We start from the raw sequence: 8,944 nt of genomic DNA, 5'->3' as shown, positions 1-8,944 counted from the left end.
GTAACTGCCCACTTAGCCAGAAATATACGATTCCATTTGGCCAACTACTTAGAGGGAACCCATCAAATACATTGAAACCCTGGGGTGATGCGAAACCCTCGGGACCGTGGGAATGCATACCCAAACTCGCAGTCAATGCAAAATCCCCCATTAAAGCCCCAGGATTCCCGGCAAAAACCAAAGCCGATAAAATTACCCCACACAAAACCACCCTTAACCATCTGCCATTTATGCTGATATATTACAAAGAGCTTGTTGATGCTTAGTTGCCAGTTCAGCGAAGCATCAACAGGCCCTGACAATACATTCAATCTCCAGGGACAGAAACAGGTTATGGCAAACAAACCTCTGACCGGGCTGGCTGCCCGCCTGCTGGCCGATCAAGTGATGGAAGAGGCCGACATTCACGAAGCTGAAGCCGCTGCAGCCAAGGCCAACAAGCCTCTCGCCCGATATCTGCTGGAAAAAAAACTGGTCAATGGTAATGCACTGATTCTCGCCACTGCCGAAGAGTTTGGCCTGCCAGTGATCGATCTCAAAGCCTTTGACAAAGAGCATCTGGTCAAAGACGTCGTAGAAGAAAAACTGATGCGAAAGCACAGTGTGCTGCCACTGATCAAGCGGGGTTCACACCTTTTTGTGGCTGTTTCCGACCCTTCCAACCTTCAGGGCCTGGATGAAATCCGCTTTAACACCGGCCTGACCATTCATACGGTCCTGTCGGAGCCCGACAGTCTGGAGAAAATGATTGATATTGCCCTGGATGATACCGACGGCATGTTTTCAGACGACGATGGGATGGTCGGTCTTGAAGATCTTGAAGTCAGTGCGGTTGATGATTCAGGAGATGATGCTCTGGGAGCCACCGGCGGGGACAGAGAGGATGACACGCCAGTGGTGAAGTTCGTCAATAAAATGCTGCTTTCCGCCATCAAAGGCGGTGCATCGGATCTTCACTTTGAGCCCTATGAAAAAACCTATCGGGTTCGTTTCAGAACCGACGGCGTGCTCCATGAGGTCAATCGCCCCCCGGTCACCCTTGGGTCCAGGATCGCTTCACGGCTGAAAATCATGTCGGCCATGGATATTTCCGAGCGCAGAAAACCTCAGGATGGCCGGATAAAAATGAAGCTGTCGAAAAGCAAGGCCATCGACTTTCGTGTCAATACGCTGCCGACGCTCTGGGGCGAAAAAATCGTACTTCGTATCCTCGATCCTTCCAGCGCCAAAATGGGGATTGATGCCCTGGGCTACGAAGAAGGTCAGAAAGAGATGTATATGACAGCCCTGCACCAGCCACAGGGTATGATTCTGGTCACCGGACCCACCGGTTCGGGAAAAACGGTATCGCTCTATACCGGTTTGAATATTCTCAATACCAATGAGCGAAACATTTCCACCGCGGAGGACCCGGTAGAAATTAACCTGGAAGGTATTAACCAGGTTAACGTCAATCCCAAACAGGGTATGGACTTCAGCCAGGCACTGCGGGCTTTCCTGCGTCAGGATCCGGATATCATCATGGTGGGTGAGATACGTGACCTGGAAACGGCCAATATTGCCATCAAAGCGGCCCAGACCGGCCACATGGTCATGTCAACACTGCACACCAACAGTGCGGCAGAAACCCTGACCCGTTTGCAGAACATGGGGGTTCCATCATTTAACATCGCAACGTCGGTCAGTCTGATTATTGCTCAGCGTCTGGCACGAAGACTCTGCAACCAATGCAAGGAAAAGGTGCAAATCCCCAAAGAAACACTGCTGGAAGAGGGCTTTACCGAAGAGCAGGCTGACTCCGCCGAGATTTTTGGCCCTAAAGGCTGTGAAAGCTGCAAGAGCGGTTATAAAGGTCGTGTGGGTATTTATGAGGTGGTGTCGATCACCCCGGGAATGCAGCAGATCATTATGGCCGAAGGTAACTCCCTGGAAATCTCGGAACAGGCACAGAAAGAAGGCTTTAACAACCTTCGCCAATCCGGGCTATTAAAGGCGCTGCAGGGTGTCACCAGTCTCGAAGAGGTTAACCGGGTAACACAGGATTAACCGGCTATTACTGGCTTCTTGCTACTCCTTGTTCCCATGGTCCTGAGGGTGTTGCGAAAGATGTAAAAGCCTTGAACTACAAAGACACGAAGACACAAAGGAAGGCTTTTTGTTTGTTGAACGTAGCTCAGGCAACCCCAGAAAAAACTTTGTGTCTTTGTGGTTCCCTTCTTTTTAAGGCCTTTCGCAACACCCTCAGAGCATGTGAACGAACTCACACAGACTCACTCCCCAAAGACAGCAACGTGGCGTTTCCGCCAACAGCCGTGGTATTGATCGACAACGTCTGCTCTGTAGCAAACCTCTGCAGGTAGTTTGGCCCACCCGCTTTTGGACCGGTGCCTGACAGTCCCTGGCCGCCAAATGGCTGAACACCCACCACAGCACCAGTCTGGTTCCTGTTGATATAGATATTACCCACCTTGACCCGCTGCTCAATAAACGTCGCCGTTACTTCGTTTCTGCTGTGGATTCCCAGGGTAAGGCCATATCCGGTACTGTTGATCTGATTAATCACCTCGGGCAACGCTTTCGCATCGTAACGAATAACATGGAGAACAGGACCAAAGTGTTCCTTATCCAGTTGACCAATATGGTCAATTTCAAAGGCAACCGGTGCAACAAAGCTGCCGTTAGCGCAATCCGCTGGCAGTTGGCATTCAATCAGCAGTGTGGCCTCTTGTTTCATTCGTTCGATATGTGCCTGTAGTGACTGGCGGGCTTTCTCATCAATAACAGGGCCAATATCGGTAGAATGAAGACCCGGATTGCCGATCGACAACTCCTTCATTGCCCCCTGCAACAGAGCGATCACCCGGTCAGCAATATCTTTCTGCACATAAAGTACCCTGAGCGCTGAGCAACGCTGTCCGGCACTACCAAAAGCGGACAGAACCACATCATTAACCACCTGCTCAGGCAGTGCGGTGGAATCTACGATCATGGCATTCTGGCCGCCGGTTTCAGCAATCAACGGTATCATCGGGCCAGGGCGATTGGCCAGCGCCCGATTAATCATCCGGGCGGTTTCCGTGGAGCCGGTGAAAGCGACACCGGCAATCCGGGTATCGGCCACCAGTTGACGACCCACCGTCGCACCCTCGCCGGGCAATAACTGAATCACATCCCCGGGAATACCCGCTGCCAGCATCAGCTCAACTGTCCTGCCCGCAATCAGACCGGTCTGCTCAGCAGGTTTGGCAATCACTGTATTCCCGGCCGCAAGCGCAGCAGCAACCTGCCCGAGGAAAATGGCCAAGGGAAAGTTCCAGGGGCTGATACAGAGAAAAACCCCTCGCCCATAAAGCCGCAGTTCGTTAGATTCACCCGTCGGCCCCGGCATCATGATGGACGATGAAAACCGCTCCCGTGCCTGACTCCCGTAATAGCGGCAAAAATCCACCGCCTCCCGCACTTCATCAATGGCATCGTGCAAGGTTTTGCCAGCTTCCTGATGGCACAAGGCCACCAGCTCCTCACGGTTTTCCTGCAACAGGTCGGCCAGCTTCTCCAGGCAGTCTGCCCGCTGTTCTGTCGGTGTGGAATTCCACCGTTCAAAGGCCGCTTCAGCAATGCCAATGGCCGTATCAGCCTGAGTTTCATCACTCCATCCCAAATGACCTGCAATCCTGGAGCGGTCATAGGGGCAAGCTATTTCAGAAGTCTCTGTTGATGGTACAAGCTGACCATCAATCCACGGCCCCTGAGTCCATTTATGCCCCATAAAGCTCTGTACTTTTTGCTGAAATGGCTGCCACTGACTGTCAATATCCACATTCACACCCAGTGAGTTTTTACGTGACCGGCCATAAATATCCGGTGGCAAGGGGATTTGGTCGTTCTGCAAACAAACCCGGCCTGTCAATGTCTCAACCGGATGCTGAACCAGGGAAGCAACCGGAGTTTTCGCATCCACCAGACGGTGAACAAACGAGGAATTGGCGCCATTCTCAAGCAACCGACGAACCAGATAAGGCAGCAGATCCTTATGACTGCCCACCGGGGCATAGATACGCACCGGATAACGATGATCAGTCAGGATGAAATTATAAAGCGCATCTCCCATACCGTGGAGGCGCTGGAATTCAAAATCATCGGCACCTTCACGTTCTGCCATGGTAAGAATGCTGGCGACAGTGTGGGCATTGTGACTGGCAAACTGAGGGTAGAGCAGCGCCCTGACAGGCTCTGATAGCAGAAACCTGGCACACACCAGGTAAGCAACATCTGTCGCTTCCTTGCGGGTATAAACCGGATAACCGGTCAGCCCCTGTTGCTGGCAAAGCTTCACTTCACTGTCCCAATAAGCCCCTTTTACCAGACGAACCGGAATACGGTCTCCCTGCTCATGAGCCAGGGCAGAAAGCCAGCACACCGACGGCAGTGCCCGTTTGCCGTAAGCCTGGATCACCAAACCGAGCCCACCCCAGCCACGGCAATCCGGATGCCGGTAAACCCGCTCAAACACCTCCAGAAACAGCTCATGACGATCCTGTTCCTCAGCGTCCATATTGATGGCTACATTGCCTGCCCTGGCTTCGCGAACCAGACCCACCAGCGCAGGCACCAACTCCCGGAAAACTCGCGCTTTCTGGGCCACTTCATAGCGTGGATGGAGCGCAGAAAGCTTGATGGAAATCCCGGCACGGAGGGAGTTCCCATGATCAGGCTCAGCGGCAACGGCTCTGATCGCCGCCAGGTATTCATCATGATAGCGCCGGGCATCCTCCATGGTCAGGGCAGACTCTCCCAACATATCAAAAGAGTAGGTATACCCCTTTTCCCGTTGTTTCAGGCCATTCTTTAACGCTTCCGAAATATTACGCCCCAGGACAAAATGACGACCCATAATCTTCATGGCCTGGTTTACCGCCTGACGAATGACCGGCTCCCCCATCCGGTTCACCAGTTTGCCAATAACCCCTCCGGCAGAACCATCTTCACCGGCTTCAAGGTTGACCACCTTGCCGGTAAGCAGCAACCCCCAGGTGGAGGCATTGACCAGCAGAGAGTCACTCTGGCTCAGGTGTTTTTTCCAGTCAGCCACACTGAGCTTATCGCGGATCAGCGCATCGGCAGTCCGATCATCGGGAATGCGCATCAGGGCTTCGGCCAGGCACATCAGCAGAATACCTTCCCGGGTATCCAGGCTGTACTGCAATAACAATGCATCAATCATATGAATGCCATTATCACTGCCCCTTACCTGCTCAATCATTCTGGTGGCTTTACTGGCTGTCTCAGGGTAATCTCCGGACTGTTCATCCAGAATCTGCACCAGTTCCTGTAACCATGAAGCCTCATCCACGGAGTAATGAGGAGAGACCATCGACCAGAGTTCGGCTGGCCTTTGCTGGACAATGCCTGCGTTGAATGCATCTTTCGCCTGGAACATACCCTTCTCCATTTCCCTTCTCCCATTTGAGGCGTGCAGAAAGAACAATCAAACTGCAGCCAAAGAACCTAACCGTTTATTTGAAATAAAATATCTATCGCTCTTCCTGGTACTTAACAATATTACTGCCCGAAGCTACACGTCGATGTCTGGTTAAATAGACTGACAGCGGAAGCCATACTACTTAACTGATCACCCAGAATAAATTATGGTTGTATTTTCAGGTTACAGACAACGTTCCCTACAGGAAAAAACCGCAACCTGTTCAGTTTGTGAAGGAGCCAATGACCGATTTAAGTTAATAATGACATCTCTCTTTTCAGGAAACCTTAAACCATATAGCTACGGGTTACCGATAAAGGAATAATTAATGTTTTTGACTGATAAAACCCAACGATAGTTCATCAAAAAACTTATATTTTTCTGAACAAATAGAAAACAAGTCATAAACACAAGGCAAGAGCATCAAAATATTATTCAAATTCTATTTTTTATAACCTTTGGCAAATACAGAAGTCCATCAGTCAATTGCCCTGCATAGAAACCAACAGATCACTTAAAAACACCAACCAGAAAAAAACAATTAAAACAATATATCTTTATAAAACAATAATTACTAATTGATATAGAACCAATACCCCCCCTACCTGTCAAATGTTGTCGCTATCTCGGCAAAATGAGATCCGCATAAATTTTATCTCCAAACTTCTCCATCAATTTAACAAGGATTCAATAATGGCGACCCCATTATCACCAGCGGCCACACAGCAACTCTACACTCCACCGGCAACGGGTGGGCATGTACCTACCGGACAGCCATGGGGGCCGACTGGCAACTATGGTGGGTATAGTGTTGGCCCCGGCCCACATAATCCAGAAACTTACTTGCAAGGTCCCGGAACAGGGGTTCCAGCCTTTCCCTATCAGCAACAACATGGGGGCCAACCACCCTTCGGCTCCGTCGCACAACACCCTCCGACTACTCAATACATGACTCAATTCCCAGCGGGAGCGCCAGGAGCTCAACCACCGGCTTCCGCAGCACCGGCTGCCGCAGCAACTACTACCACTCCAACCTCGGGAGAGGTTAAAGCTGGCGGCGAGCAGAAAGCCACTGATGGCGAAAAGAAAGCCACTGATGGCGAAAAGAAAGCCACTGATGGCGAAAAGAAATCAGGTGGTGGTAAAAGCTTTTTAGAGCGCTTGAATCTGGGAAGCTTCTTTGTCAATGAGCGGTATGCAGGGCAGTCATCTGAATCAAAATCATCAGAGCAAACTGCTGAAAAGGGAAAAACTGCTGAGAAGAAAGAGCCGGAAAAGGCCCCTGATCAAGGAGCGAAATCATCAGCAGCTCCAGCAGCAACACCACCACCACCTGCCCCCGGTGCTGGTTATGGCCAGCAGCCAGCGGGCGGTCAACCACCCCATGTCGGCGGTCAATCACCCCATGTCGGCGGTCAATCACCCCATGTCGGCGGTCAACCACCCCATGTCGGCGGTCAACCACCCCATGTCGGCTATCAACACTTATACCCTTCTGCAATGCCACCATATACCCCGGCTCCCGGACCACATACCCCTCCAACTTCCGGGTATGGGCAGGCTCCAGCTTATGGAACGCATCCTCAGGCCGAAGCACCCGGAGTAACTCAACATGATTCCCGATCCGTTCCTCCTGAAGGCAAAGAGTCTGCTCCAATGCAATATCGTTCAGGTCTTGAACAGAGGGTTGACAGTCACATTCAGCATATGGATAGCTTAGTGGATGGAGGTGTTTCCCGGCATGACCACTTGGACTCCTTGGTCAGAAAAGATCTTGATGCACATCGTCAGCATGCAGCTGACTGCGAAGGCTTCCTTGCATCTTCTCCAAATCCACAAACACGAGAACTGTTGGCTGAAGATCGGACCAACCAGCGAGCCAGAATTCTGGGTGAAATCAGTACTGAAAAGCAAAAAGGCACAGATACTCAACAAACGGCTCAACAATCTGGAGAGCGTCCCATGCCTCAAAATGCCCCGGGACAGGATCCATATTCACTCGCCAGACAAGGTACAATTGATGGCCATCGTGACTCCTTAACTGCTCAACTCAGGGGAATGGAGCTACTCAGACCATCCGGGCAGAAAGATACCGGCGTTTAACCCTCTATGGTCCCCTATCACTAACGTCTAACTTTCTACGGTCGCATCTTGCGGCCGTTTTCCCTTAGAGGCTGTCTGAGAAGATTGGTATTATTTACCAGCCAGCCGACAGAGTTCCTCTATCCATGGTTGTATATCCCCAACCTGGGCAGCAACCCAGTCAGGGTTATAACAGGTATCCAGGTAGCGATCACCCGGATCACACAACAAGGTAACGATAGATCCTTGCTGACCATTGGATTTCATCTCTGCCGCAATTTGCAGGGCACCAAATAAATTAGTCCCGGTACTCGGGCCAGCCTTTCGACCCAGTATCCTTTCCAGCCAGTGAATGGTTGCAATAGCCGCCACATCAGGCACACGACGCATGTCATCAATCACACCAGGAATAAACGATGGCTCGACTCTCGGGCGACCAATACCTTCTATACGAGAGCCCTGATCAATAGTCAGGCTTGTGTCGCCACTGGCGTAGTAATCCATGAAAACGGAGTGATCCGGGTCGACAACACATAACCTGGTATTCAGCTTTTGATATCGAATGTAGCGTCCAATGGTGGCAGAGGTTCCTCCCGTTCCCGGGCTCATGACAATCCAGCTGGGCACCGGGTATTTCTCAGCCTGCATCTGTCGAAAAATAGAATCGGCAATATTGTTGTTGCCCCGCCAGTCTGTTGCCCTCTCTGCATAAGTAAACTGGTCCATATAGTGTCCATTCAGCTCTCTGGCCAACCGCTGGGATTCGGCATAAATCTCACTGGAGCAATTGACCAGGTGACACTGACCACCGTAAAACTTGATCTGTTGTATCTTGTGAACGGAGGTAGATCTGGGCATTACGGCAATAAATGGCAAGCCCAGCAGCCGGGCAAAATAGGCTTCAGAAACGGCCGTACTTCCTGAAGAGGACTCAATAATGGTGGTATTCTCATCAACCCAACCATTACAGATGGCATAGAGAAATAAAGATCGGGCCAGACGGTGCTTGAGGCTTCCAGTCGGGTGTGTGCTTTCATCTTTAAGATACACCTTGATACCGCTGATGCCCGGCAATTCAAGCCGTATCAGGTGTGTATCTGCACTGCGTTGAAAATCCGCTTCAATTTTGCCGATGGCTTCATTAACCCATTGATGACCATTCATAACCTTACCCTCCCTTCAGGGTCAAATACGTCCATATGAATATCGGGTGGGAAAAACGCTTCATCAGGCGCTATTGATATGAATACTTTCCTCTAAGTAGTTGGCCAAATGAAATCGTATATTTCTGGCTAAGTGGGCAGTTACTATGCTAGGCACAACGTTGGGAGCATCGCCGCTATGTGACCAGAGTTGTGACGCCGCACGACTGCATGGATG

5 protein-coding genes are annotated in these 8,944 nt (G+C 50.9%); 3 read left to right on the top strand and 2 right to left on the bottom strand.

What is annotated here, in order from left to right:
* Nucleotides 1–266 (top strand): hypothetical protein (locus KDK15_RS00450; protein WP_257293395.1); only part of this gene is annotated, 266 nt, incomplete at its 5' end.
* Nucleotides 267–333: 67 nt separating this feature from the next.
* The gene (gene pilB, locus KDK15_RS00445) at nucleotides 334–2,046 is read left to right on the top strand and encodes a type IV-A pilus assembly ATPase PilB (protein ID WP_257293394.1); all 1,713 of its coding nucleotides are present in this window, start codon (nucleotides 334–336) and stop codon (nucleotides 2,044–2,046) included.
* 214 nt (nucleotides 2,047–2,260) lie between these two features.
* Here pilB and putA read toward each other — a convergent pair whose 3' ends face one another.
* Nucleotides 2,261–5,440, bottom strand: coding sequence for a bifunctional proline dehydrogenase/L-glutamate gamma-semialdehyde dehydrogenase PutA (gene putA, locus KDK15_RS00440; protein WP_257293393.1), 3,180 nt, complete (start codon nucleotides 5,438–5,440; stop codon nucleotides 2,261–2,263).
* 735 nt (nucleotides 5,441–6,175) lie between these two features.
* Between putA and KDK15_RS00435 the strand changes: the two genes are divergently transcribed.
* Nucleotides 6,176–7,585, top strand: coding sequence for a hypothetical protein (locus KDK15_RS00435; RefSeq protein WP_257293392.1), 1,410 nt, complete (start codon nucleotides 6,176–6,178; stop codon nucleotides 7,583–7,585).
* 90 nt (nucleotides 7,586–7,675) lie between these two features.
* Here the strand turns inward: KDK15_RS00435 and KDK15_RS00430 are convergent, their stop codons facing one another.
* Nucleotides 7,676–8,728 carry a PLP-dependent cysteine synthase family protein gene (locus tag KDK15_RS00430; RefSeq protein ID WP_257293391.1) on the bottom strand — a complete coding sequence of 351 codons (1,053 nt, stop codon included), beginning with the start codon at nucleotides 8,726–8,728 and terminating at the stop codon, nucleotides 7,676–7,678.
* Between the last annotated feature and the right edge of the window lie 216 nt (nucleotides 8,729–8,944).

Source organism: Endozoicomonas sp. YOMI1, assembly GCF_024606345.1.
In the GTDB taxonomy this organism is placed as follows: Bacteria; Pseudomonadota; Gammaproteobacteria; order Pseudomonadales; family Endozoicomonadaceae; genus Endozoicomonas.
The sequence above is the reverse complement of the archived record's forward strand: the minus strand, read 5'-3'. Positions and strand labels throughout refer to the sequence as shown.